At 68.2% G+C, this 25305-nt stretch carries 19 protein-coding genes; 18 read left to right on the top strand and 1 reads right to left on the bottom strand.

Annotated elements, in window-relative coordinates:
• Positions 1 to 198 precede the first annotated feature (198 nt).
• The 4 genes from infC (at position 199) to MNAB215_RS25815 (ending at position 2322) form a co-directional block, all read left to right on the top strand.
• Positions 199 to 807, top strand: a complete 609-nt coding sequence (gene infC, locus MNAB215_RS25830) for a translation initiation factor IF-3 (RefSeq protein ID WP_077081304.1) — start codon at positions 199 to 201, stop codon at positions 805 to 807.
• Between the two features lie 23 nt (positions 808 to 830).
• Positions 831 to 1025: a 50S ribosomal protein L35 gene (gene rpmI, locus MNAB215_RS25825; RefSeq protein ID WP_077081303.1), complete on the top strand. Its 195-nt coding sequence runs from the start codon at positions 831 to 833 to the stop codon at positions 1023 to 1025.
• Between the two features lie 91 nt (positions 1026 to 1116).
• On the top strand, positions 1117 to 1506 hold the full coding sequence (gene rplT / locus MNAB215_RS25820) for a 50S ribosomal protein L20 (protein ID WP_077081302.1): 390 nt from the start codon (positions 1117 to 1119) through the stop codon (positions 1504 to 1506).
• Between the two features lie 12 nt (positions 1507 to 1518).
• Complete coding sequence (locus tag MNAB215_RS25815; RefSeq protein WP_077081301.1) at positions 1519 to 2322, top strand: TrmH family RNA methyltransferase; 804 nt, start codon at positions 1519 to 1521, stop codon at positions 2320 to 2322.
• 3 nt (positions 2323 to 2325) lie between these two features.
• On the opposite strand, the gene MNAB215_RS25810 is transcribed toward MNAB215_RS25815, so the two are convergent.
• Positions 2326 to 3348, bottom strand: a complete 1023-nt coding sequence (locus MNAB215_RS25810; RefSeq protein ID WP_077081300.1) for an oxygenase MpaB family protein — start codon at positions 3346 to 3348, stop codon at positions 2326 to 2328.
• Positions 3349 to 3592: 244 nt separating this feature from the next.
• Here MNAB215_RS25810 and MNAB215_RS25805 point away from each other — a divergent pair, with 244 nt between their 5' ends.
• From MNAB215_RS25805 to MNAB215_RS25740, 14 genes are all read left to right on the top strand, one after another.
• The gene (locus tag MNAB215_RS25805; protein WP_281253364.1) at positions 3593 to 4453 is read left to right on the top strand and encodes an adenylate/guanylate cyclase domain-containing protein; all 861 of its coding nucleotides are present in this window, start codon (positions 3593 to 3595) and stop codon (positions 4451 to 4453) included.
• A 57-nt stretch (positions 4454 to 4510) separates the two neighbouring features.
• Positions 4511 to 5332, top strand: a complete 822-nt coding sequence (locus MNAB215_RS25800) for a rhomboid-like protein (protein WP_077081299.1) — start codon at positions 4511 to 4513, stop codon at positions 5330 to 5332.
• A 135-nt stretch (positions 5333 to 5467) separates the two neighbouring features.
• A complete protein-coding gene (gene pheS, locus MNAB215_RS25795) occupies positions 5468 to 6511 on the top strand; it encodes a phenylalanine--tRNA ligase subunit alpha (RefSeq protein WP_077081298.1) in 1044 nt (347 codons plus the stop codon).
• On the top strand, positions 6511 to 8997 hold the full coding sequence (gene pheT / locus MNAB215_RS25790) for a phenylalanine--tRNA ligase subunit beta (RefSeq protein WP_077081297.1): 2487 nt from the start codon (positions 6511 to 6513) through the stop codon (positions 8995 to 8997). Before pheS ends, pheT begins: the two co-directional genes overlap by 1 nt.
• 27 nt (positions 8998 to 9024) lie before the next feature.
• Positions 9025 to 10083, top strand: coding sequence for an N-acetyl-gamma-glutamyl-phosphate reductase (gene argC, locus MNAB215_RS25785; protein WP_077081296.1), 1059 nt, complete (start codon positions 9025 to 9027; stop codon positions 10081 to 10083).
• Positions 10080 to 11282, top strand: a complete 1203-nt coding sequence (gene argJ, locus MNAB215_RS25780) for a bifunctional glutamate N-acetyltransferase/amino-acid acetyltransferase ArgJ (RefSeq protein ID WP_077081295.1) — start codon at positions 10080 to 10082, stop codon at positions 11280 to 11282. The genes argC and argJ overlap by 4 nt, the downstream gene beginning before the upstream one ends.
• A complete protein-coding gene (argB, locus tag MNAB215_RS25775; protein ID WP_108637704.1) occupies positions 11279 to 12220 on the top strand; it encodes an acetylglutamate kinase in 942 nt (313 codons plus the stop codon). Before argJ ends, argB begins: the two co-directional genes overlap by 4 nt.
• Positions 12217 to 13482 (top strand): acetylornithine transaminase, encoded by a 1266-nt coding sequence (locus MNAB215_RS25770; RefSeq protein ID WP_083746255.1) that lies wholly within the window; start codon positions 12217 to 12219, stop codon positions 13480 to 13482. Before argB ends, MNAB215_RS25770 begins: the two co-directional genes overlap by 4 nt.
• Positions 13475 to 14398, top strand: a complete 924-nt coding sequence (gene argF / locus MNAB215_RS25765; protein WP_077082340.1) for an ornithine carbamoyltransferase — start codon at positions 13475 to 13477, stop codon at positions 14396 to 14398. Before MNAB215_RS25770 ends, argF begins: the two co-directional genes overlap by 8 nt.
• On the top strand, positions 14398 to 14892 hold the full coding sequence (locus MNAB215_RS25760) for an arginine repressor (protein ID WP_077081294.1): 495 nt from the start codon (positions 14398 to 14400) through the stop codon (positions 14890 to 14892). The genes argF and MNAB215_RS25760 overlap by 1 nt, the downstream gene beginning before the upstream one ends.
• Positions 14893 to 14905: 13 nt before the next feature.
• Positions 14906 to 16129, top strand: coding sequence for an argininosuccinate synthase (locus tag MNAB215_RS25755; protein WP_077081293.1), 1224 nt, complete (start codon positions 14906 to 14908; stop codon positions 16127 to 16129).
• Positions 16126 to 17550, top strand: coding sequence for an argininosuccinate lyase (argH, locus tag MNAB215_RS25750; protein WP_077081292.1), 1425 nt, complete (start codon positions 16126 to 16128; stop codon positions 17548 to 17550). Before MNAB215_RS25755 ends, argH begins: the two co-directional genes overlap by 4 nt.
• A 150-nt stretch (positions 17551 to 17700) precedes the next feature.
• Positions 17701 to 18762 carry a type III polyketide synthase gene (locus tag MNAB215_RS25745; RefSeq protein ID WP_077081291.1) on the top strand — a complete coding sequence of 354 codons (1062 nt, stop codon included), beginning with the start codon at positions 17701 to 17703 and terminating at the stop codon, positions 18760 to 18762.
• 138 nt (positions 18763 to 18900) lie between these two features.
• Positions 18901 to 25305, top strand: a complete 6405-nt coding sequence (locus MNAB215_RS25740; protein ID WP_077081290.1) for a type I polyketide synthase — start codon at positions 18901 to 18903, stop codon at positions 25303 to 25305.

Here is a 25305-nt window from a genome sequence, read left to right as displayed (position 1 = left end):
ATCTCAAGGCGCAGCGGTCCGGTCAGAGGCACTTTCGGGTGTCTGTTCCGCGCATGACGCGGGCGGCGTTGAGCCGCGATCGGTCGGCATTGGGCCCTGCTTCTGCAGGGCTTTTCTTGCTGATGGTGTGTGTTTCTCTTGCTGACCCCGGCGATTGCCCGTGTTGGTCAGAACTGGAAGACCACATAGGGAGGCCCCATCAGCACTGAGACCCGCGTCAACGAGCGCATTCGCGTACCTGAAGTCCGATTAATCGGCCCGGGAGGGGAACAGGTAGGCATCGTGCGGATCGAAGACGCACTCCGCGTGGCCGCGGACGCCGATCTCGACCTTGTAGAAGTTGCCCCGCTCGCCAAACCGCCGGTCTGCAAGATCATGGACTACGGCAAGTTCAAGTACGAGACGGCGCAGAAGGAGCGCGAGTCCCGCAAGAACCAGCAGCAGACCGTTGTCAAAGAGCAGAAGCTGCGGCCGAAGATCGACGACCATGACTACCTGACCAAGAAGGGCCACGTGATCCGCTTCCTGCAGGCCGGATCCAAGGTCAAGGTCACGATCATGTTCCGCGGTCGCGAGCAGTCAAGACCCGAATTGGGTTACCGGCTCTTGCAGCGGCTTGGCACCGACGTCGCCGAATACGGATTCGTCGAAACGTCAGCCAAGCAGGACGGCCGCAACATGACGATGGTGCTGGCACCGCATCGCGGCGCGAAGACTCGAGCCAGGGCTCAGCACCCCGAGCAATCGGGATCCGCTCCGGAACACGATTCGGATGCCGCCGGCGATACCGACCCTTCACCGACCTGACCAGAACAGAACTAAGAGGAAATATGCCCAAGGCAAAGACCCACAGCGGGGCGTCGAAGCGGTTCCGTCGCACCGGAACCGGAAAGATCGTCCGTCAGAAGGCGAATCGTCGGCACCTGCTCGAGCACAAAGCGACCAAACGAACCCGGCGACTGGACGGCCGCACCGTGGTGTCGGCCAACGACACCAAGCGCGTCAACGCATTACTGAACGGCTGACCCGAAGTAGGCCCAGCGGCGGGCCGCCCAACCGGCGCCCGCACTAGACCTAACGAACTACTTACTGCCTGAACGAGATTAAGGAACATCCATGGCACGCGTAAAGCGGGCGGTCAACGCCCACAAGAAGAGGCGCAGCGTCCTGACGGCCTCGAAGGGCTATCGCGGCCAGCGATCCAGGCTCTACCGCAAAGCCAAAGAGCAGCAACTGCATTCGCTGGGCTACGCCTACCGCGATCGCCGTGCCCGCAAGGGGGAGTTCCGCAAGTTGTGGATCTCGCGGATCAACGCGGCCGCACGCGCCAACGACATCACGTACAACCGCCTGATCCAGGGCCTGAAGCTGGCCGGTGTCGACGTCGACCGAAAGAACTTGGCCGACATCGCGATCACCGACCCGCCGGCGTTCACCGCGCTGGTCGATGTCGCGCGCGCGGCGCTGCCCAAGGACGTCAACGCTCCCTCGGGAGAAGCCGCCTAGCGCGGGCTTTTGATGCTCACCGAGCGCTCGGCCAGGGTGGCCGCGGCGGCCAAATTGCATCGCCATGTGGGCCGTCGGCGGTCGGGGCGGTTCCTGGCCGAAGGCCCGAATCTGGTTGAGGCCGCTTCGGTGCGCGGACTGGTCCGCGAGGTGTTCGTCACCGAACTCGCTGCGAGTCGGCACGCGTCGTTGTTGGCGTCTTTAGAAGCGCGACAGCAGGATTCGGTCCATCTGGTGACCGAGCGCGCGGCAAAGGCGTTGTCCGACACCGTCACTCCAGCGGGGTTGGTGGCGGTGTGCGAGATGCCCTCGACCCGGCTGGACGATGTGCTGGCGGGGTCGCCCCGGTTGGTTGCGGTTGCCGTCGAGATCAGCGAGCCCGGGAATGCGGGGACGCTCATCCGCATTGCCGATGCGATGGGCGCGTCGGCGGTGATTCTGGCCGGGCACAGCGTCGACCCCTACAACGGCAAATGCCTGCGCGCATCCACCGGCAGCATCTTCGCGATCCCGGTCGTCGCCGCGCCCGACGTCGACGCGGCCCTGGATGCGCTGCGGGCCGCCGGGTTGCAGGCCCTCGCGACGACGGTGGACGGCGAGCTGCGTCTCGACGGCGCCGGCGCGCTGCTTGCCACGCCGACGGCGTGGCTCTTCGGCCCCGAATCCCACGGCCTGGCGGCGGAGATCGCCGAGCGGGCGGACCATCGCGTGCGCATCCCGATGTCCGGGGGCGCCGAGAGCCTGAATGTGGCTGCGGCCGCGGCGATCTGCCTCTACCAGAGCGCGCAGGCGCTGGGAGTGCTCAGCAGCTCCTAGCCTTCACGCGGCCGTGCGGCTGCGGCCCCGGGCGGGCCGCAGACCGGCCAGCGAGAGCGTGGTGTGCATCAGCGACCCGGCGCGCTCGAACAGCGACTTGCTGGGCGGGAAGTAGTGCATCGGCAGCCCGCGGCGGTCACGCGGCGGTGCGGTGAAGGCCGGCGCCTGCACCAGCGGCGCGTCCGCGGGCTCGCGTCCCTCGGCGCGTCGGTAGGCGGCCAGCGCGCGTGGGTGCAAGCGGATTTCGTCGGGGACGGCCAGGAAGGCCAGCTCGACCATCTTGCCGAACAGCCGCAACACCACCTCGTCGCCGGGTGTCCAGCGCATCCCCGCCTTCTCCCGGACCGCGGGCTCGAACAGCCCGGCCGCGATCCAGCGCTGGCCCGCCACCAGCGGTTTGAACAACTGATCCCAGATCGGCGTCGGCATCAAGACGAACTTGGGCTTGGGGATGCGCATCTCGAAGATGTCCAGGGTGGCCTGGTTGATCTCCAGTTCGTCGCGGCAGACCCGTTCCCAGTAATCCTGAAACTCCGCCCACGATTTGGGCACCGGCCGCATGCTCATCCCGTACATCCGGTACCACTGCACGTGCTCGTCGAAAAGCTGGCGTTTCTCGGCCTCGGTCAAGCCGCCGCAGAAGTACTCGGCCACCTTGACGACGAGCATGAAGAAGGTGGCGTGCGCCCAGTAGAACGTCTCGGGGTTCAGCGCGTGATAGCGCCGCCCCGTGGTGTCAGTCCCCTTGATGGAGTCGTGGTAGTGCTTGATCTCCTGACCGGTATGTGCCGCGCGGTCGCCGTCGTAGACCACGCCCATGATCGGGTACACCGACCGGGCTACCCGTTGCAACGGCTCGCGCAGCAGGATCGAATGCTCCTCGACACCCGCGCCGAGTTCGGGATACATGTTCTGGATCGCGCCGATCCAGACCCCCATCATCCCGGTGCGCAGATCGCCAAAGTACTTCCAGGTCAGTGAATCTGGCCCGAGCGGTTCAGCGGCTGGAGTCGATGCGGCAGTCATTTCGACCTCCTCCTACTCACTGGCCTCACGATAACTTTGACAACGCACGTTGTCTACGAATTCGGCGCCTGGCGCCGACAGTGTTATCGAGATTCCACATCGGTGTGCCGACGGCGTGATCACGAGGTTCGTTGCGACATGGGACACACTGCGGGGAGCGTCGTTGCCCGGGTCAGCCGAATCTACCTACGCTGGCGACGTGGAACCCGCGCCTCGCGATCCGGATCCGGGCGAGCCCCTCGAAATGGAATCGGAATCGGTGACTACCGTGGCGCACCCTGCCTCAGCTTCCACTTCGGGACGGCGTCCCGCGATGTCCCTGAACAACGCGGCTCATTGGTGGCGCACAACCAATCACAGCCCGGGCGTGGTGTCGTTCATCCGCCGGGCCCGACGGCTGCTGCCCGGCGACCCCGAATTTGGCGATCCGCTGTCGACCGCGGGCGACGGCGGTCCCCGCGCTGCCGCGCGCGCCGCCGACCGGCTGCTGGGGGACCGCAACGCGGCATCGCGCGAGGTCAGTCTGAGCGTGCTGCAGGTGTGGCAGGCGCTGAGCGAGGCCGTCGCCCGGCGGCCGGCAAACCCCGAGGTGACGTTGGTCTTCACCGACCTGGTCGACTTTTCGGCCTGGTCGCTGCAGGCCGGCGACGATGCGACGCTGGTGCTGCTGCGGCAGGTGGCACGGGCCGTCGAACCGCCGCTGCTCGACGCCGGAGGGCACATCGTCAAGCGGATGGGCGACGGAATCATGGCGGTGTTCCGCAATCCGACCGTCGCGGTGCGGGCCGTACTGGCCGCCAAGGAGGCTCTGAGATCCGTCGACGTGGGGGGCTATCGACCGCGAATGCGGGTGGGCATCCACACCGGGCACCCGCAGCGGTTGGCCGCCGACTGGCTCGGCGTGGACGTCAACATTGCCGCGCGCGTCATGGAGCGTGCCACAAAAGGCGGGGTGATGATTTCGGGCCAAACTCTGGATTTGATACCGCAAAGCGAACTTGACGCGATGGGCGTCGTCGCTAAACGCGCACGTAAACCCATGTTTTCACCCAAGGCATCCGGCGTTCCGGCCGACTTGGCGATATATCGTCTCGAATACTCTTAACGAGTTGACAGTCTCCGATCACAAAGGCGAAACAATTTAGCCGTCATAATGGAGTCAATGTTTGGGGGACTCCTTTCCCGGCTTGCCCGGGTTCAATTCACTGTCGGCTACGTCGCAGTGCTGCTTGCCGTGAGCTGCGCCATCCTGGTGCTCGGCCCCCACGCGCACGACATCCTCGTCCAGCGCGCCAGCACCAACCTGCACAACCTTGCGCACGGCCACATCGGCACGCTGTTGGGCAGTGCCTTCGTCGTCGACGCCGGACCGCTCTACTTCTGGCTGCCGTTCCTGACCTGCCTGCTCGTCCTCGCGGAGCTGCACTTGCGCACCATGCGGCTGTTCCTGGCGTTCCTCGTCGGCCACATCGGGGCGACGCTGGTGGTGGCCGCCGCGCTGGCCACGGAAGTCGAGGTCGGCTGGCTGCCGACGTCGATCACCCGGGCCAGTGATGTGGGGATGAGCTACGGCGCTCTCGCGGTGATCGGGGCGATGACGGCGGCGATTCCGGCTCCCTGGCGCCCGGCGTGGGTCGGTTGGTGGATATCAGTGGGCCTGACCTGCGCGGTCATGGGCGCCGACTTCACCGACGCGGGACACACCGTCGCCGTGATCCTGGGCGTGCTGGTCTCCGCCCGTTTCCGGCAGCCGATCCACTGGACGCAGGCGCGGATGCTGATGCTGGTGGGCTCCTCGGGCTTCGGGTTCCTGGTCCTGGCCCACCACTGGGGGACCATGGCCGCCGCACCGGTGGCCGGTGCCCTGGGAGCGTTTGTGGCGTACAAAATCGTCCAGCGCAGGAGCGGGCGCACCGTGGGCCCGGCTCCGGTCGCCGAGGACGAAGAGTCGCTGAGCGGCCAACTGCCGGTCCTGGCTGGTTAAGCCGCCGCCGCGTCACCCAAGCGCGTTCAGTTCACCGAAGCGAATCACTTATGATCGGCACTCGACCCGTGCCGCGCGGAAGCCCGCCCACCGACGATGCGGGCAGCCCGAACTCAGCAAGGAGAGTGTCGCCGCGTGGGTGATCGAGCCGTCGACCTATCGCCCGAAGCATTGGCCACGGCGGTCAACGATGCCCGGCAGGCCATCGCGCAGGCCGACGATCTCGACACCCTGGCACGCATCAAGACCGAGTACCTCGGTGACCGCTCGCCGTTGGCGCTGGCGCGACAAGCCATGGGCACCGTGCCCAAGGAAGAGCGCGCCGACGCCGGTAAACGTGTCAACGCGGCACGCGGCGAGGCACAACGCAGCTACGACGAACGGCTGGCCATGCTGCGGGCCGAGCGCGACGCGGCTGTCCTGGTTGCCGAAGGCATCGATGTCACGTTGCCGTCGACCCGGCAGCCGATCGGCGCCCGGCACCCGATCACGATATTGGCCGAGCACGTTGCCGATACCTTCGTCGCGATGGGATGGGAACTGGCCGAAGGGCCGGAGGTCGAAACCGAGCAGTTCAACTTCGACGCCCTGAACTTTCGTCCCGACCATCCCGCCCGCAGTGAGCAGGACACCTTCTATGTCGCGCCGGAGGATTCCCGGCAGCTGCTGCGCACCCACACGTCGCCGGTGCAGATCCGTGCCCTGCTGGAGCGCGAGCTGCCGGTCTACGTCATCTCGATCGGTCGCACGTTCCGCACCGACGAACTCGACTCCACCCACACGCCCGTCTTCCATCAGGTCGAGGGCCTGGCGGTGGATCGCGGCCTGTCGATGGCGCACCTGCGCGGCACGCTGGACGCCTTCGCGCGCTCGGAGTTCGGTCCATCGGCGCGCACCCGGATCCGTCCGCACTTCTTTCCGTTCACCGAGCCGTCCGCCGAGGTCGACGTCTGGTTTGCCGGTAAGAAGGGCGGCGCAGGCTGGGTGGAGTGGGGCGGCTGCGGCATGGTGCATCCGAATGTATTGCGGGCCAACGGCATTGATCCCGAGATCTACTCGGGCTTCGCGTTCGGCATGGGACTGGAACGTACCCTGCAGTTCCGCAACGGTATTCCCGACATGCGCGACATGGTCGAGGGCGACGTCCGGTTCTCGTTGCCGTTCGGAGTGGGTGCCTGATGCGGCTTCCCTACAGCTGGCTGCGTGAAGTTGTCGCCGCCGGGGCGCCGGGCTGGGACGTCAGCCCAAGCGAACTCGAGCAGACGCTGGTGCGCATCGGCCACGAGGTCGAGGACGTCAGCACCCTCGGCCCGGTTGAGGGCCCGCTGACCGTCGGACGGGTGAGCGCCGTCGAGGAGCTGACCGAGTTCAAGAAGCCGATCCGCGCCTGCCTGGTCGACGTCGGCGAGGGTAAAGACCGGGAAATTGTTTGCGGTGCAACCAACTTCGCTGTCGGCGATCTGGTCGTGGTGGCGCTGCCCGGCACCACACTCCCCGGCGGCTTCGCCATCACCGCCCGCAAGACCTACGGCCGCAGCTCCGACGGGATGATCTGCTCGGCGGCCGAACTCGGTTTGGGCGCAGACCATTCCGGGATTCTGGTGTTGCCGCCTGGCACCGCCGAACCGGGGGCCTCCGGGGCCGAAGTGCTCGGCCTCGACGACGTGCTGTTCCACCTGGCCATCACGCCCGACCGTGGCTACTGCATGTCGGTGCGCGGCATCGCCCGTGAAATCGCCTGCGCCTACGACCTGGACTTCGTTGACCCGGCGCAGGTGGAGCCGCTGCCGGCGCAGGGAGAGGCCTGGCCGCTGAAGGTGCAGGCCGACACCGGCGTTCGCCGCTTCGCGTTGCGCCCGGTCACCGGGATCGATCCCGCCGCGGTGTCACCGTGGTGGCTGCAACGCCGGCTGTTGCTGTCCGGCATCCGCGCGACCTCGCCGGCCGTGGACGTGACCAACTACGTGATGCTCGAACTCGGCCACCCCATGCACGCCCACGACCGCAACCGCATCACCGGCGGGTTCGCCGTCCGCTTCGCCGCGCCGGGCGAGACCGTGGTGACGCTCGACGACATCGAGCGCAAGCTCGACCCGGCCGATGTTCTGATCGTCGACGATGTCGCGACGACCGCGATCGGCGGCGTGATGGGTGCGGCGAGCACCGAGGTGCGTGCCGATTCCACCGATGTGCTGCTCGAAGCGGCGGTGTGGGATCCGGCCGGCATATCTCGCACCCAGCGCCGGCTGCACCTGCCCAGCGAGGCGGCTCGCCGGTATGAGCGCGCGGTCGACCCGGCCATATCGGTGGCCGCCCTGGACCGCTGCGCCACTCTGCTCGCCAACATCGCCGGGGGAGCGGTGGCGGAGACGCTGACCGATTGGCGCGGTGAACCGCCGCGTGACGATTGGGCTGGGCCGCCGATCCGGATCGCCCCAGACTTGCCGGACCGCTTCGCCGGAGTGAGCTACGCCCCGGGCGCTACCACCCGGCGGCTGACTCAAATCGGTGCCGCCGTCGCCGAAACCGGCGACGCGTTGACCGTGACCCCGCCGAGTTGGCGTCCCGATCTCCTGCAGCCCGCCGATCTCGTCGAAGAGGTGCTGCGGCTGGAGGGGTTGGAAGCGATCCCGTCGGTGTTGCCGGCAGCACCAGCGGGCCGGGGCCTGACCCCGGTACAAAAACGCCGGCGGGCCATCGGAAAATCGCTGGCGCAGTCCGGGTATGTCGAGATCCTGCCGTCACCGTTTCTGCCCGCCGGCGTGTTCGACCTCTGGGGGCTGACGGCCGACGACCCGCGACGCACGACGACAAATGTGCTCAACCCGCTGGAGGCCGATCGCCCAGCACTGGCCACCACGCTGCTACCCGGATTGCTGGAAGCGTTGGGGCGCAACGTCTCTCGTGGTCTCGTCGACGTCGACCTGTTTGCCATCGCCCAGATCGTCGCGCCGACCGACCAGACAAGACGGGTCGACCTCATCCCGGTCGATCGCCGACCGACCGATGCGGAGATCGCCGTGCTCGACGCGTCGTTGCCGCGGCAGCCGCAACACGTCGCCGCGGTGCTGACCGGGCTGCGCGAACTGCGTGGGCCCTGGGGCCCCGGCCGCCGGGCGGACGCCGGCGATGCGTTCGAGGCGGTGCGAATCATCGCACGCGCCGGCGGGTTTGACGTCACGCTGCGAGCGGCCCAGCAGCTGCCGTGGCATCCGGGCCGCTGCGCCGAGGTGCTTGTCGGGCAGTTGCCCGTCGGGTACGCCGGGCAACTGCACCCCGCCGTCCTGGAGCGCTCCGGCCTGCCGAAGGGCACCTGCGCCATCGAACTCGACCTCGACGCCATTCCGATCGTCGAGGCGCTGCCCGCGCCAAGGGTGTCGCCGTTTCCGGCCGTGTTCCAAGACGTCAGCCTGGTGGTGTCGGCCGATGTGCCGGCCCAGGCGGTGGCCGATGCCGTGCGGGACGGCGCCGGCGAACTCCTGGAAGCCCTGGAGCTGTTCGACGTCTTCACCGGCCCGCAGATCGGCGCGGACCGCAAGTCGCTGACCTTCGCGCTGCGATTCCGCGCACCGGATCGCACCCTGACCGAGGACGACGCCAGTGCGGCCCGAGATGCCGCGGTACGCCGGGCCGCCGAGACCGTCGGCGCCGAATTGCGCGCTTAGTATGGATTTGCAAACAACTGCATAATCATGCAGAATTGCCGAATGGCCGACGTAATCAAGGTGGCGGTTGCCGGTGCCAGCGGCTACGCCGGCGGCGAGATCCTGCGGCTGCTGCTCGGGCATCCGGCCTACGCCGACGGCCGTCTCGCGATCGGTTCGCTGACCGCGGCGGCCAGCGCCGGCAGCCTGCTGGCTGAACATCATCCGCACCTGACGCCGCTGGCCCAGCGGGTGGTCGAACCCACCGAGCTCGACGTGCTGAGCGGCCATGACGTGGTTTTTCTGGCGCTGCCGCACGGGCATTCGGCGACGCTCGCCGAACAGCTGGGCACCGACACGGTGATCATCGACTGCGGCGCGGACTTCCGTCTCACCGATGCGGGCGCATGGGAGCGGTACTACGGTTCGGCGCACGCGGGCAGCTGGCCCTACGGGTTGCCGGAGCTGCCGGGCGCGCGGGAGCGGCTGCGCGGCGCCCGCCGCATCGCAGTGCCGGGCTGCTATCCCACCGCGGCACTGCTGGCGCTGCTGCCCGCGCTGGCCGAGGACCTCGTCGAACCCGCGGTGACAGTGGTCGCCGTCAGCGGCACCTCCGGAGCGGGTCGCGCGGCCAAGACCGACCTGCTCGGCTCGGAGGTGATCGGCTCGGCGCGGGCCTACAACATCGCCGGCGCCCATCGGCACACCCCGGAGATCGCCCAGGGCCTGCGGGCGGTCACCGACCGCGACGTCACGGTGTCGTTCACCCCGGTGCTCATCCCGACCTCGCGCGGCATCCTGGCCACCTGCACCGCGCGCACCCGGACGCCGCTGTCGCAGCTGCGGGAGGCCTACGAAAAGGCTTACGATGCCGAACCTTTCATTTACCTGATGCCCGAAGGACAGCTGCCCCGGACCGGGTCGGTCATCGGCAGCAACGCGGCCCATGTCGCCATCGGAGTGGACGAGGCCGCCGAGACGTTCGTCGCGATCGCGGCGATCGACAACCTGGTCAAGGGCACCGGCGGCGCCGCGGTGCAGTCGATGAACCTGGCACTGAATTGGCCGGAGACAGAAGGTCTTTCAGTGGTCGGAGTGGCACCATGAGCGTTCGGCTGGTGCGCACCCAGGGTGTCACCGCGCCCGAGGGCTTCCGGGCCGCCGGTATTGCGGCCGGGATCAAGAAGTCCGGTGCCCGCGACCTTGCGCTGGTCTTCAACGAGGGCCCGGACTACGCCGCCACGGGCGTCTTCACCCGCAATCAGGTCAAGGCCGCGCCGGTGTTGTGGACCCGGCAGGTCCTGACGACCGGACAACTGCGGGCGGTCGTCCTCAACTCCGGCGGCGCCAATGCCTGCACCGGGGCGCCCGGATTCCAGGACACTCACGCCACCGCGGAGGCGGTCGCCGCCGCGTTGTCGGACTGGGGAACCGAGACCGGGGCCATCGAGGTGGCCGTCTGCTCTACCGGTCTGATCGGCGACCGACTGCCGATGGACAAGGTGCTGGCCGGTGTCCGCGACATCGTGCACGAGATGGCCGGCGGGCTGTCCGGCGGCGACGAGGCCGCCCAGGCCATCATGACCACCGACACGGTGCCCAAACAGGTTGCGCTGCATCACCCGGACAACTGGACGGTGGGCGGGATGGCGAAGGGTGCGGGCATGCTGGCGCCGTCGCTGGCGACCATGCTGTGCGTGCTGACCACCGACGCGGTGGCCCACGCGGCGGCCCTCGACCGGGCGCTGCGCCGGGCGGCCGCCCACACGTTCGACCGGCTCGACATCGACGGCTGCTGCTCCACCAACGACACCGTGCTGCTGCTGGCCTCCGGCGCCAGCGGCATCACCCCGGCCCAAGCCGAGCTGGACGACGCCGTGCTGCGGGCCTGCGACGACCTGTGTGCACAGCTGCAGGCCGACGCCGAAGGGGTCACCAAACGCGTCACCGTCACCGTGACCGGGGCCCGCTCCGAGGAGGAGGCGCTGCTGGCCGCCCGGGCCGTCGCCCGAGACAGCCTGGTCAAGACCGCGATGTTCGGATCTGATCCCAACTGGGGCCGGGTGGTCGCCGCCGTCGGCCTGGCGCCGACAACCATCATCGACCCCGATCGAATCACCGTGTCGTTCAACGGTTCTCCCGTGTGCATCGGCGGGGTCGGCGCTCCCGGCGCACGCGAGGTGGACCTCTCGGGGGCCGACATCGACGTCATCGTCGACCTTGGCCTCGGCGACGGCCTGGCAACCATCCGGACCACCGACCTCTCGCACGCCTACGTCGAAGAGAATTCGGCCTACAGCTCATGACACGCGCCGGCAACGATGCAGAACGAAGTGATGAGGAGGCGCGGCGCACGGTTGACGACAGCGACGCGCTCCCCACCCAGGTCAAGGCGCAAGTACTGGCCGAAGCCCTGCCGTGGCTCAAGCAGCTGCACGGCAAGATCGTCGTGGTCAAATACGGTGGCAACGCCATGACCGACGAGACGTTGCGGCAGGCCTTCGCCGCCGATATGGCGTTCCTGCGTAACTGCGGCATTCACCCCGTGGTGGTGCATGGCGGCGGCCCGCAGATCACCGCCATGCTGCGCCGCCTCGGCATCGAGGGGGGCGACTTCAAGGGCGGATTCCGGGTCACCACACCGGAAGTGCTCGACGTGGCGCGGATGGTGCTGTTCGGACAGGTCGGCCGCGAACTGGTCAACCTGATCAACGCGCATGGCCCCTACGCCGTCGGCATCACCGGCGAGGACGCCCAGCTGTTCACCGCGGTGCGGCGCAGCGTCACGGTCGACGGCGTGGCCACCGACATCGGACTCGTCGGCGACGTCGACCATGTCAACGCCGCCGCGGTCCTGGATCTCATTGCGGCGCGCCGTATTCCGGTGGTATCCACGCTCGCACCAGATGTCGACGGCGTGGTGCACAACATCAACGCCGACACCGCTGCGGCGGCGTTGGCCGAAGCCCTGGGAGCCGAGAAACTGTTGATGCTCACCGACGTCGAAGGCCTGTACACCAGCTGGCCGGACCGGGATTCGCTGGTCAGCGAAATCGACACCGCCACACTGGCGCAACTGTTGCCCACCCTCGAGACGGGCATGATCCCCAAGATCGAGGCCTGCCTCAGCGCCGTCTCCGGGGGTGTGCCCAGCGCGCACGTCATCGACGGCCGGGTCAAACACTGTGTGCTGGTGGAGTTGTTCACGAACGAAGGCGCCGGCACCAAGGTGGTTCCCGTATGACGAACGCTCAGGCCAATACGGCCAAGATGCGGGCCAGGTGGGAAGCCGTGATGATGAACAACTACGGCACCCCGGCGGTGGCGCTGGCCAGTGGTGACGGCGCCGTGGTCACCGACGTCGACGGCCGCAGCTACCTGGACCTGCTCGGCGGCATCGCGGTCAACGTGCTCGGCCATCGCCACCCCGCCGTTATCGAGGCCGTCACGCACCAGATGACGACGCTGGGCCACACGTCGAATTTCTATGCGACCGAACCCGGGCTCGCGCTGGCCGAAGAACTCGTCGCACTGTTGGGTGCCGAGCAGCAAACCCGGGTGTTTTTCTGCAACTCGGGCACCGAGGCCAATGAGCTCGCCTTCAAGCTGTCGCGGCTCACCGGACGCACGAAACTGGTTGCCGCACAAGAAGGTTTCCATGGCCGGACGATGGGTTCGCTGGCGTTGACCGGCCAGCCGGCCAAGCAGGCGCCGTTCGCCCCGCTGCCCGGGTTCGTCACGCACGTGCCCTACGGCGATTCCGACGCGCTGGCAGCGGCCGTCGGCGACGACACCGCCGCGGTGTTCCTGGAACCGATCATGGGGGAGAGCGGCGTCGTCGTCCCGCCCGAGGGCTATCTCGCCGCCGCCCGTGACATCACCGCAAAGCACGGCGCCCTGCTGGTGCTCGACGAGGTGCAGACCGGAATAGGCCGCACCGGCGCCTTTTTCGCCCACCAGCACGACGGCATCACCCCCGACGTGGTGACCCTGGCCAAGGGACTGGGCGGTGGCCTGCCGATCGGCGCGGTGCTGGCCGTCGGCCCCGCCGCCGATTTGTTGACACCCGGCCTGCACGGCAGCACGTTCGGCGGCAACCCGATCTGCACCGCGGCGGCCCTGGCGGTGCTGCGCGCGCTGGCCGCCGAGGATCTGGTGCGGCGGGCCGAGGTATTGGGAAAGTCGTTGCGCCACCGCGTCGAATCGCTCGGCCATCCGCTGGTCGCCCACATGCGCGGCCGCGGATTGCTGTGGGGCATGGTGCTGACAGCGCCGCGTGCCAAGGAGACCGAGGCGGCCGCACGCGAGGCCGGATTCCTCGTCAACGCCCCCGCCCCCGACGTCATCCGGTTGGCGCCGCCGCTGGTCATCACCGAAGCCCAGATCGACAGCTTCGTCACCGCCCTGCCCGGCATCCTGGACACCGTTGGGAGCGCCGCAAACGCAGATGCCCGCGCCACGACGATGCAGAGCGACGCGATGAGGAGGAGTGGCGCAGATGCCTAGGCATTTCCTGCGCGACGACGCGCTGTCTCCCGCCGAGCAGGCCGAGGTCCTGGAGCTGGCCGCCGAGCTGAAGAAAGACCCCTTCGGCCGGCGTCCCCTCGAGGGGCCGCGCGGGGTCGCGGTCCTCTTCGACAAGAACTCCACCCGCACCCGTTTCTCGTTCGAGGTGGGCATCGCGCAGCTGGGCGGGCATCCGGTCGTCGTCGACAGCGGCAGCACCCAGCTCGGCCGCAGCGAGACGCTGCAGGACACCGCGCAGGTGTTGTCCCGGTACGTCGACGCCATTGTCTGGCGGACGTTCGGCCAGGATCGGCTCGACGCGATGGCCTCGGTCGCGACGGTGCCGGTGGTCAATGCGCTGTCCGACGAGTTCCATCCCTGCCAGGTGCTGGCCGACCTGCAGACCATCGCCGAACGCAAAGGCTCGCTGAAAGGCCAGCGGCTGTCCTACTTCGGAGATGGCGCCAACAACATGGCCCACTCGCTGCTGCTGGGCGGCGTCACCGCGGGACTGCACGTCACCGTCGCGGCTCCCGAGGGCTTCACGCCCGACGCGGCGGTGCTGGCCGCCGCCGAACACCGCGCGCGGGCCACCGGCGCCTCGGTGACCCTGACCACCGACCCCGATGCAGCCGCGGCGGGCGCCGATGTCCTGGTGACCGACACCTGGACGTCGATGGGGCAAGAGGACGACGGGCTGGATCGGGTCAAGCCGTTTCGGCCGTTTCAGGTCAACCAGCGACTCCTGGGCCTTGCCGACACGGAAGCCATTGTGCTGCATTGCCTTCCGGCCCACCGCGGGGAGGAGATCACCGACGAGGTGATGGACGGGCCGGCCAGCGCGATCTGGGACGAGGCCGAAAACCGGTTGCACGCCCAGAAGGCGCTGCTGGTGTGGCTCCTGGAGCAGGCTTGATGACCGGATCGAAGGCCGAAGTCAGCGGAACGCGGGCCGGGCGTCAGGCCCGCATCGTGGCCATCCTGTCGTCATCGGAGGTGCACAGCCAAAGCGACCTCGCCGCCCGGCTGGCCGGCGAGGGTATCGAGGTCACCCAGGCCACCCTGTCGCGCGACCTCGAAGAGCTGGGCGCGGTGAAGCTGCGCGGCGCCGACGGCGGCACCGGCGTCTACATCGTGCCCGAGGACGGCAGCCCGGTCCGCGGCGTCGCGGGCGGCACCGACCGGATGTCACGCCTGCTCAGCGACCTGCTCGTGTCCACCGACGCGAGCGGCAATCTCGCGGTGCTGCGCACACCGCCGGGCGCGGCGCACTACCTGGCCAGCGCCATCGACCGCGCGGCCCTGCCCCAAGTCGTCGGCACCGTCGCCGGTGATGACACCATCCTTGTGGTCGCCCGCGAACCGATGACCGGTGCGGAGCTCGCCGGCATGTTCGAGAACATTCAGTAAGGGAGATTGATTCATGTCAGAACGCGTCATCCTGGCGTATTCCGGCGGTCTGGACACCTCGGTGGCCATCAGCTGGATAGGCAAGGAGACCGGCCGTGAGGTCGTGGCCGTGGCGATCGACCTCGGCCAGGGCGGCGAAGACATGGAGGTCGTCCGCCAGCGCGCGCTGGACTGCGGCGCGGTCGAAGCGGTCGTCGTCGATGCCCGCGACGAGTTCGCCGACGGATACTGCCTGCCCACCATCCTGAACAACGCGCTCTACATGGACCGCTACCCGTTGGTCTCCGCGATCAGCCGACCGCTGATCGTCAAGCACCTGGTCGCGGCCGCCCGCGAGCACGGCGGCGGCATCGTCGCGCACGGCTGTACCGGCAAGGGCAACGACCAAGTCCGGTTCGAAGTCGGATTCGCTTCGCTGGCACCCGATTTGGAGGTGCTGGCGCCGGTGCGCGACTACGCGTGGACGCGGGAGAAGGCCATCGCGTTCGCCGAGGAGAACGACATCCCGATCAACGTCACCAAACGCTCGCCGTTCTCCGTCGACCAGAACGTGTGGGGCCGCGCGGTGGAAACCGGCTTCCTGGAACACCTCTGGAACGCGCCCACCAAAGACGTCTACGACTACACCGAAGACCCCACCCTCAACTGGAGCACTCCCGACGAGGTGATCGTCGGATTCGACAAGGGTGTCCCGGTGTCGATCGACGGCAAACCGGTGACGGTGCTGCAGGCGATCGAGGAACTCAACGCGCGCGCCGGCGCCCAGGGCGTCGGGCGCCTCGATGTCGTCGAGGACCGGCTGGTGGGCATCAAGAGCCGCGAGATCTACGAGGCGCCCGGGGCGATGGTGCTCATCACCGCGCACACCGAACTCGAACACGTCACGCTCGAGCGCGAGCTGGCCCGGTTCAAACGCCAGACTGACCAGCGCTGGGGCGAGCTGGTGTACGACGGGCTGTGGTACTCGCCGCTGAAGGTCGCCCTCGAGTCCTTCGTCGCGAAGACCCAAGAGCACGTGTCCGGGGAGATCCGGATGGTGCTGCACGGCGGCCACATCGCGGTCAACGGTCGCCGCAGCGCCGAGTCGCTCTACGACTTCAACCTGGCCACCTACGACGAGGGCGACACCTTCGACCAGTCGAAGGCGAAGGGCTTCGTCTACGTGCACGGGCTGTCGTCTAAGCTCGCCGCCCGCAGGGACTTAGCCGCGGACGAAACAGCCGCCGAAGACCAGTGAGCACGCGCGAGGGTTCGCTGTGGGGCGGGCGGTTCGCCGACGGCCCGGCCGAGGCGCTGGCCGCGCTGAGCAAGTCCACCCACTTCGACTGGGTGCTGGCCCCCTACGACATCACCGCGTCGCGTGCCCACACCGTCGTGTTGTTCCGGGCCGGGCTGCTGAACGAAGAGCAGCGCGACGGGCTGTTGGCCGGGCTGGACAGCCTCGCTGAGGATGTCGCCGACGGCAGTTTCTCGCCGGTGGTCACCGACGAGGACGTGCACGCCGCTCTCGAGCGTGGACTCATCGACCGGGTAGGGCCCGATCTGGGTGGGCGGCTGCGCGCCGGCCGCTCGCGCAACGATCAGGTGGCCACGCTGTTCCGGATGTGGCTGCGCGACGCGGTGCGACGGGTCGCTGCTGGAGCGCTCGACGTCGTCGCCGCCCTGGCGGCCCAGGCCGGCGCCCACCCGACCGCGATCATGCCGGGCAAAACCCACATGCAGGCCGCTCAGCCGATCCTGCTGGCGCATCACCTGCTCGCGCACGCCCAGCCGTTGCTGCGCGATGTGGACCGGATCGTGGACTTCGACAAGCGCACCGCGGTGTCACCGTATGGCTCGGGGGCGCTGGCCGGCTCGTCGCTGGGCCTGGACCCGGACGCGATCGCCGCGGACCTGGGCTTCACCACCGCTGCCGACAACTCGGTCGACGCGACCGCCGCCAGGGATTTCGCCGCCGAGGCCGCGTTCGTGTTCGCCATGATCGGCGTCGACCTGTCGCGACTGGCCGAGGACATCATCATCTGGAGCTCGACGGAATTCGGCTACGTCACGTTGCACGATTCGTGGTCCACCGGCAGCTCGATCATGCCGCAGAAGAAGAACCCCGACATCGCTGAGCTGGCCCGCGGCAAGTCGGGGCGGCTGATCGGAAACCTGGCCGGGCTGCTGGCGACACTGAAAGCCCAGCCCCTGGCCTACAACCGCGACCTGCAGGAAGACAAGGAGCCGGTCTTCGATTCGGTGGCCCAGCTGGAGCTGTTGCTGCCGGCGATGGCCGGGCTGGTCGGCAGCCTGACGTTCCACGTCGAGCGGATGGCGGCGTTGGCCCCGGCGGGATACACGCTGGCCACCGATATCGCCGAGTGGCTGGTGCGGCAGGGCGTTCCGTTCCGCTCGGCACACGAGGCGGCAGGCGCCGCCGTCCGCACCGCCGAGGGGCGTGCCGTCGGACTCGAGGAGCTGACCGACGACGAGCTGGCGGCGATCAGCCCCGAACTGACGCCGGAGGTCCGCGAAGTGCTGACGATCGAGGGGTCGGTGGCATCGCGCGATGCCCGGGGCGGCACCGCACCGCGCCGGGTGGCCGAACAATTGCGCGGCGTCCTGGTCGCCTCCGAAGAGCTGCGGACACGGCTGGCCGATCAAGTCCGAAGATGACTCGCGCGGGCGAACCGCGGTTTGCTGTGTCCATTGTCTCAGGTCAGGGACATTTTGCCGCGCGGCCCGGGCAAGGCGACTAAACTTGCGCCTCTAAGCCGTAGGGTTGAACTGGTCGACCTGCATGTTCGTCACCAAGGGGTGGGATCAATGAGCGTCATCGCAGGCGTGTATGGTGCGTTGCCGCCGTATCGCTATTCACAGCGAGAACTCACGGACTTTTTCCTCAGCATTCCGGGCTTCGAGGACTACGAAGACATCGTTCGGCAGCTGCACACCAGCGCCAAAGTCAACAGCCGCCACCTGGTCATGCCCCTCGAGCGGTATCCGCGGCTTACCGACTTCGGCGTCGCCAACCAGATCTATATCGACAACGCCGTCGACTTGGGCTGCGAGGTGTTGGCGGGTGCGCTGGACGACGCGGGCTTACAGCCCCGAGACGTCGACGTGCTGTTCACGACCACGGTTACCGGGCTCGCGATCCCGTCGATCGACGCCCGCATCGCCGGGCGCGTCGGGTTGCGGGACGACGTGCGGCGAGTGCCGCTGTTCGGCCTGGGTTGCGTGGCCGGGGCCGCCGGCGTCGCCCGGGTGAACGACTACCTGCGCGGCGCGCCCGACGGCGTAGCCGCCTTGATCTCCGTGGAGCTCTGCTCGCTGACCTATCCGGGATACAAGCCCACGCTGGCCGGCATGGTCGGCAGCGCGCTGTTTGCTGACGGCGCCGGATCGGTGGTCGCCGTCGGCGAGCGTCGCGCCGAACAGATCGGCGCCGGTGGCCCGGACGTCCTCGATTCGCGCAGCCGTCAGTACCCCGACTCGCTGGGCACCATGGGCTACAACGTCGGCACCGAGGGATTCGAGCTGGTGCTGTCGAAGGACGTCGCCGCCATCATCGAGGAACACATCGAAGACGAGGTCACCCAGTTCTTGGGGGCGCACGGCCTGACCGCGAGCGACGTCGGCGCCTTTGTCAGCCACCCCGGCGGTCCCAAGGTCATCGAGGCGATCACCACGGCACTCAGCCTGCCCGCGGACGCCCTGGAGCTGACCTGGCGATCGCTCGGTGAGATCGGCAACCTCTCGTCGGCGTCGGTGCTGCACGTGCTGCGTGACACCATCGCCAAGAAGCCCCCCAGCGGAAGCCCGGGCCTGATGCTGGCGATGGGTCCCGGATTCTGTTCGGAGCTCGTATTGCTGCGCTGGCACTGATGCGCGCGTGTGGACTTCGCCGCCTCGCTTAGGCACCCGAACCGTTGAGTCCGAATACCTCGTGTGCCGATATCTTGCACGTAGGCGCGATTATGCCGCCTTGCCCGCTTTGTTGGGCAGTACGGAAGGCCGGGTTCGATGAATAGCACTCCTGAAGAACTGGTCAAGGCCCTCCGCACGTCGCTGAAGGAAAACGAGCGGCTGAAGCGGGAGAACCGCGAATACCTGGCTTTGCTAACCAAGGAAGCGACCGAACCGGTGGCCCTGGTCGGGATGGCGTGCCGGTATCCGGGCGGAGTGGACTCCCCGGAGGCTCTTTGGGAGTTGGTCGTAGACGGGCGCGATGTGGTGTCGGATTTTCCGGCCGACCGCGGCTGGGATTTGGCCGGGCTGTTCGATCCCGATCCCGACGCCACCGGCAAGTCGTACAACCGCTGTGGTGGATTCCTGTCGAATGTCGCCGATTTCGATGCCGCATTCTTCGGGATCGCGCCCAGCGAGGCGCTGGCGATGGACCCTCAGCAGCGTCTGCTGCTGGAAGTGTCATGGGAGGCGTTGGAGCGGGCCCGGATTGACCCGATCACGCTGCGGGGCTCGGCGACGGGCGTGTTCGTCGGCGTGTTCCACGGCTCGTATGGGGGCCAGGGACGCGTCCCCGGAGACCTGGAGAGATACGGGCTGCGCGGTTCGACGCTGAGTGTGGCGTCGGGGCGGGTCGCGTATTCGCTTGGGCTTCAGGGCCCGGCGGTGTCGGTGGACACGGCGTGTTCGTCCTCGCTGGTGGCGTTGCATCTGGCCGCGCGGTCGCTGCGATCGGGTGAGTGCGATGTGGCACTGGTCGGCGGAGTGACGGTGATGGCGACCCCGGCGATGTTCGTGGAGTTCAGCCGGCAGCGGGCGCTGTCCGTCGACGGCCGATGCAAGGCGTATGCGGGTGCCGCCGACGGAACCGGCTTCGCCGAGGGCGTCGGGGTCCTGGTGGTGGAACGGCTGGCCGATGCGCGCCGGCTCGGGCATCGGGTGTTGGCAGTGGTGCGGGGCTCCGCGGTCAACCAGGACGGCGCCTCCAACGGGCTGGCAACTCCCAACGGGCCCGCGCAGCAACGGGTAATTCGGGCGGCGCTGGAGAGCGCACGGCTGGGTACGGCGGACGTCGATCTGGTGGAAGGTCACGGGACCGGCACCACACTGGGCGATCCCATTGAGGCCCAGGCGATCTTGGCGACCTACGGGCAGGACCGGCCTGCCGATCAGCCGTTGTGGTTGGGATCGATCAAGTCCAACATGGGCCATACCTCGGCGGCGGCCGGAGTCGCCGGCGTGATCAAGATGGTGCAGGCGATGCACCACGGCGTCATGCCCAAGACGCTGCACGTGGATGTGCCGACGCCGCATGTCGATTGGTCGGCCGGCGCGGTGTCGTTGCTGACCGACCAGCGGTCGTGGCCGCCGGTGGATCGACCGCGGCGGGCAGGGGTGTCGTCGTTCGGAATCAGCGGGACGAACGCGCATGTGATCCTGGAACAAGCTCCACCGGTCGAAAGCGTTGGGGCGCCTGACGATAGCGGCATGCCGGTGGCTCCTTGGGTATTGTCTGCCCGCTCCGCCGAGGCGCTGGCCGGCCAAGCACAGCGGTTGCTCACACGCGTGCAGGCTGATCAGGCGCTTGGGGTGGCCGACGTCGGATGGTCGCTGGTATCGACACGCTCGGTGTTCGAGCATCGAGCCGTGGTCGTCGGCGATCGCGACGAGCTGATGGTGGGGCTGGCCGGGCTGGCTGCCGGCGAGCCGAGTGCCAATGTCGTGGTGGGCCGCGCCCAAACCGCCGGCAGGACCGTGTTCGTGTTTCCCGGCCAAGGCTCGCAATGGCTCGGAATGGGAGCGCAATTACTGGACACCGCACCGGTATTCGCTGAGCAGCTGAACAGGTGTGACAAGGCGCTCGGCGAGCATGTGGAGTGGTCGTTGATCGATGTGATCCGCGGCGCGGCGGGTGCCCCGGGCCTCGATCGAGTCGATGTGGTGCAGCCGGTGCTCTGGGCGATGATGGTGTCGCTGGCCGAATTGTGGCGCTCGGCGGGCGTGCATCCCGATGCGGTCATCGGTCACTCGCAAGGCGAGATCGCGGCGGCATACGTGGCCGGTGCGCTGTCGCTGGAAGACGCCGCACGGGTAGTGGCGCTGCGCAGCCGCGTGTTGGTGCAGTTGTCGGGGGCCGGGGGCATGGTCTCGCTGGCGTGCGGCCTGGAGCGGGCGCGCGAACTGTCGGCGCCGTCGGGTGATCGCCTGAATATCGCCGCGGTCAACGGTGTTTCGGCCATTGTCGTCTCCGGCGAAGTGGACGCCCTGGAGGAGTTGATGCGGCGCTGCGAAAGCGCCGACGTGCGTGCCCGCAGGATCGATGTCGACTACGCCTCGCATTCGGCGCAGGTCGATGCGATTCGCGAACCGCTTGCCCAGGCCCTGAGCGGTATCGAGCCACGATCGTCGGCGGTCACCTTCTTCTCAACTGTCAGCGGCGAACCCATCGACACCGTGGGCCTGAACGCCGATTACTGGTATCGCAGCATCCGCCGGACCGTGCAATTCGAGCAGGCGGTCCGCACCGCGAGCGACTCCGGGTATCGGGTGTTCATCGAGTCGAGCCCGCACCCGGTCTTGATCGCCGGTATCGAAGACACCGTCGTCGATCGAAATCTCGCCGACGCCATCGTCATTCCGTCGCTGGGCCGAGACGACGGCGGGCTGGACAGGTTTTGGTTGTCCGCCGGCCAGGCCCACGTCGCGGGTGTGTCGGTCGATTGGCGCTCGTTGCTCCCCGGTGGCCATCATGTGGAGTTGCCGACTTATGCGTTTCAGGGTCGACGATTCTGGTTGCCGCCGTTAGGCATTGGCGGCAGTGATTTGGGTGGCCTGGGCCTGGCCGGAGCCGAGCATGGCTTGCTGGGCGCGGTGGTGCAGCGTCCCGATTCCGGGGCCGTGGTGCTCACCGGGCGGTTGTCGTTGGCGGCGCAGCCGTGGCTAGCCGACCACGCGGTGGCCGGGATAGTGCTGTTCCCGGGCGCGGGCTTCGTGGAGCTGGCGCTGCGGGCCGGTGACGAGGTCGGCTGTGCCGTGGTTGAAGAGCTGACGCTGTCGGCGCCGCTGCTGCTGCCGGCGTCCGACGGCGTCCAGGTACAGGTCGTGGTGGGCGCCGCGAACAGCTCGGGCCGCCGCGCTGTATCCGTGTATTCGCTGGGTGCGCAACCTGATTCGGAATGGACATTGCACGCCGAGGGTGCGCTGAGCACGGGTCCGGCCAACACTGCGGCAGATTTGTCGGTCTGGCCGCCGGTAGGAGCCGTGGCGGTGGACGTGGCCGACGCGTACGAACAGCTGACCCGGCGCGGCTACGAGTACGGTCCGGCGTTTCAGGGCCTGCACGCCATGTGGCGCCTCGGCAACGAAGTCTTCGCCGAAGTCGCCGTGCCAGAGGTCGCCGGCGTCAAGGTCGACAGTTTCGGAATTCATCCGGTGCTGATGGATGCCGCGCTGCACGCGATGGGAGTGGTCGGCGACCAGGCCGAGACCATGTTGCCGTTCTCCTGGCAGGGAGTGTGTTTGCACGCCGCCGGAGCGTCGCGGGCACGGGTCCGGATAGCGCCGGTAGGCGTGAGCGCGGTGTCGGTGGACTTGGCCGACGGGACGGGCCTGCCGATTCTGTCGGTGCGGGAGCTGGTGGTTCGCCCCGTCTCGGCGGCGCAACTGACGGCGGTGGCCGCGGCCCCGCGTGCCGGTGGCGGCCTGCTGGAGGTGACATGGTCGCCGGTTTCCTTGGAGCCCAACGCTCTTGCCGCTGCGGAGGTGACGGTGTGGGAGCCGAGTTCCGGTGATGCGGTGGCGTCGGTGTATGCGGCCACGCATGAAGCGCTGGGTGTGTTGCAGTCGTGGCTGGCCGGGGACGACGCGCACGTGCTGGTCGTGCTGACCCGCGGTGCGGTCGGACTGCCCGGTGAGGACGTCACCGATCTGGCTGGTGCGGCGGTCTGGGGCCTGGTGCGTTCGGCGCAGGCCGAGCAGCCGGGCCGGGTGGTGCTGGTCGACTCGGACGGATCAGTGGACATCGCCGACGTAGTCGCGTGTGGCGAACCGCAAGTGGTGGTGCGTCACGGCGTCGCACACGCCGCTCGCCTGACACCGGCACGGTCGGTCGCGACATTGCCGGCCGGGCAGTGGCGGATGAACGTCGGTGGCGGTGGCACCCTGGAGGATCTGGTGGTGCGTCCGCTGCCTCGGGTGGAGCTGGCGGCCGGGCAGGTTCGGGTGGCGGTCGCCGCGGTCGGGGTGAACTTCCGGGATGTGCTGGTGGCGTTGGGGATGTATCCCGGCGGTGGCGAGCTCGGCGTCGAGGGCTCCGGCGTGGTCGTCGAGGTCGGCTCCGGGGTCGGAGGCCTGTCCGTCGGCGATGCCGTGACGGGTCTGTTGGGGGTCGTCGGTTCCGAGGCGGTGGTGGATGCGCGGTTGGTGACCGCGGTGCCGGCGGATTGGTCGTTGGCCGAGGCCGCCGGCGTGCCGGTGGTGTTCTTGACCGCCCTGTACGGGTTGTCGGTGTTGGCCGGCGTCAAGGCCGGCGAGCGAGTCTTGGTGCACGCCGCCACTGGTGGGGTCGGCATGGCGGCCGTGCAGCTGGCCCGGCATTGGGGGGCCGAAGTGTTCGTCACCGCGAGCCGCGGTAAGTGGGACACGTTGCGGGCGATGGGTTTTGACGACGATCACATCGGCGATACCCGGAGCTTGGATTTCGAAGCGAAGTTTCTGGCGACCACCGGCGGGGCCGGGGTCGATGTGGTGCTCAACTCGCTGGCCGGGGAGTTCCTCGACGCCTCGTTGCGGTTGCTGGTTGGTGGCGGGCGCTTCATCGAGATGGGCAAGACCGACCTGCGTGACCCCGAGGCGGTGGCAGCCCAGCACCACGACGTCTACTACCGGGCCTTCGACCTGATCGAGGCCGGCCCGGATCTGACCGCGTCGATGCTGTCCGACTTGATCGAACTTTTTGACGTGGGTGTGTTGAAGCCGTTGCCGATCAAGACATTTGACGTGCGCAGCGCCTCGGCGGCGTACCGGTTCGTCAGCCAGGCCCGCCAGATCGGCAAGGTCGTCCTCACCGTGCCCGACGGCCCCGGCGATGCCGTGCTCACCGGTTCGGGCGGCGGATTGGCCGGCGGCAGCGTGCTGATCACCGGGGGCACCGGGATGGCCGGCTCGGCGGTGGCCGCCCATCTGGTGGCCCGCTACGGGGTGGCCCAGGTGGTGCTACTCAGTCGCAGCGGCGCCGACGGCGAGGGTGTGGCGGAGCTGGTGGACCGGCTCAAAGCGGCCGGGGCCGAGGTGTCGGTCCTAGCCTGCGATGTCAGCGACCGGGATGCGTTGGCGGCATTGATTGCTGCGCTGCCCGAGCGCTACCCGCTCAAGGGCGTCTTCCACGCCGCGGGGGTGCTCGATGACGGGCTGATCGCCTCGTTGACCCCGCAACGGGTCGATACGGTGTTGCGGGCCAAGGTCGACGGCGCCTGGAACCTGCACGAGTTGACCCGCGACATGGATGTGTCGGCGTTCGTGATGTTCTCGTCGATGGCCGGGATCGTGGGTTCCCCGGGACAGGGCAATTACGCCGCGGCGAACAGCTTCCTCGACGAGCTGGCCACCCATCGGCGCGCGGCGGGTCTGGCGGGGTTGTCGGTGGCCTGGGGGCTGTGGGAGCAAGCCAGCGGCATGACCGGACACCTCGACGAGCGCGACAAAGCTCGGATGAGCCGAATAGGGCTCGCGCCCATGGCAACTGAGCAGGCGCTTCGATTCTTCGATACCGCGATGCTGGCCGAGCGCCCGGTGCTGGTCGCGGCCCGCATCGACCCGCGTGCGCTGGCCGACAACGGCGCCACGCTGCCTCCGCTGCTCAGTCAGCTGGTTGCCCGTCCCATTCGACGTGTCATCGACGAGGCCGACGCCACCTCGGCATCGACGACCAGCCTCGTCGCCCGCCTGCAGGGCCTGTCCGCCGAGCAGCGACACAGCGAACTGGTGGACCTGGTCTGCCGCAACGCCGCCACCGTCCTGGGGCGGTCCAACGCCGGAGACATCAACGCCGGAAGTGTCTTCCAAGACCTCGGGTTCGACTCGCTGACCGCCGTCGAACTGCGCAACCGGCTCAAAACCGCTACCGGACTGACCCTTTCGCCAACTCTGATCTTCGACTACCCGACGCCGATCGTGCTCGCCGAACACCTGGACACCCGGCTGGTCGTTCCCGCGGCCGCCGCGGAACAGCCCAACCTGATGGCCCGCTTCAACGACATCACCCGGGAGCTGCAAGCGCTGCTGAACCAGCCCGACTGGCAGCCCGAGGACAAGCCGCACCTGACCACCCGCATCCAGACCCTGCTGACGACGCTCAGCGCCCACCTGGATCCCCACGACCAGCAGGAAGCCGATGACGAGGACATCCACAGTGCCAGCGCAAGCGAACTGTTCGCCATCCTCGACGAAGAACTCGGCTCGTAA

Source organism: Mycobacterium numidiamassiliense (assembly GCF_900157365.1).
Classification (GTDB): Bacteria; Actinomycetota; Actinomycetes; order Mycobacteriales; family Mycobacteriaceae; genus Mycobacterium; species Mycobacterium numidiamassiliense.
The sequence above is the reverse complement of the archived record's forward strand: the minus strand, read 5'-3'. Positions and strand labels throughout refer to the sequence as shown.